The sequence below is a fragment of the Enterococcus sp. LJL51 genome (assembly GCF_054871795.1).
Map to the genome: position 1 here is coordinate 1 of NZ_JBTXLW010000038.1, position 1,251 is coordinate 1,251.

At 37.2% G+C, this 1,251-nt stretch carries 1 protein-coding gene; it reads right to left on the reverse strand.

Features of this window, described 5'->3' with window-relative positions; genetic code table 11:
- Nucleotides 1-40: 40 nt before the first annotated feature.
- Nucleotides 41-1,164, reverse strand: a protein-coding gene (locus ACYSNQ_RS17900) for an IS3 family transposase (protein ID WP_426084935.1) whose coding sequence is annotated in 2 segments (ribosomal slippage) — nucleotides 41-897 and nucleotides 897-1,164 — 1,125 coding nt in all. Because the reading frame shifts where the segments join, the coding sequence is not laid out codon by codon here.
- Nucleotides 1,165-1,251 lie beyond the last annotated feature (87 nt).

Sequence of the window (1,251 nt, forward strand, 5' to 3'; positions counted from 1 at the left end):
GGCACTGACCCCCAAAAGTGAGAGGGCAAAAGAGAGGCGATTAAACGGTCTGTTTTCGATAGGCTATCGGTGATAGATAACCCAACTTCCGTTGAATTCTATGGGTATTATAATTCTTAATGTAATTTGTGACAATATCTATTACAGTAGTGGTAGAGTATTTTGGCTCTATGTTTAGGTAGAATGTTTCACACTTTAACGAGGAATGAAAACATTCTATCGGGGCATTATCTGCTGGCATTCCCTTTCGGGACATGCTGCGGATGATGCCTTTTTCTTTGCACAGTTGATAGTAGGCATAGGAAGTATAGATTGATCCTTGATCACTGTGAAGGAGAACACCTTTTGGGAGTTCTAGCTGTTCTAAGGTTTCCACAGCTAAAGAAACGGTTTGTTTGTCACTAATTTTAAATGCGACAATTTCTCCATTGTATAAATCCATGATAGAAGATAAATAAAGCATTTTTTCTCCGTAAGGTAGATAAGTAACGTCTGTTACTAGCTTTTGATAAGGCTTGTCCGATTGAAACTGTCTCGCTAAATGATTCTTTGTACGATAGTGAGCTGTTCCTGGGCGTTGTGCTTTCTTTATCCGTACGCGGCAGTTCCAACGATTGGCTTGCATAATCCGCTGAATCTTTTTAGAATTAACGATTTCTTCTCTACGAATTAAGGCTGTGATTTTTCTATATCCGTAAGTATAATGATTCTTTTTACATAATTCTCCTACTTTTTTTTCAATAGGATCTGAACAAACTGCTTTTGCTTTCCAGCGATAGTAAGTTGATGGTGCGACAGTTAAGACCTTGCAGATATCCTTGATTTTATAGATGCTTTTTAGTTCTTCTACTAACTGGATAACTACTGACGCAACCACTTCCTTTCCAATTCTCTGTATTTTTTTAGCACATGAATTTCTAGTTCTTTTTGACGTAGTTGCTCCTTCAATTGCTCAATTTCACTTTTCTCTTCTTTAACAGGTTTTCCCATCGGACGATGAAATCGATGAATTTCTCCCTTTCTATACCAACCCCACCAGTTATCGATTTGTGTTTTACTTTTAACCCCTGTCAGCTCTAGTATCTCTTTTGTTGTCTTTCCTTCAATTTTCAATTCAATTACTTTCTCTTTGACTTCAAGAGAATACGCCATTTTTTTCTTCATCAAAAGCACCTCCGCTAAATTTATTATATAAAATAAATTCAACGGAGGTGCCTCTTTTTTATATTCTCATTCTTGGGGGTCAGTGCC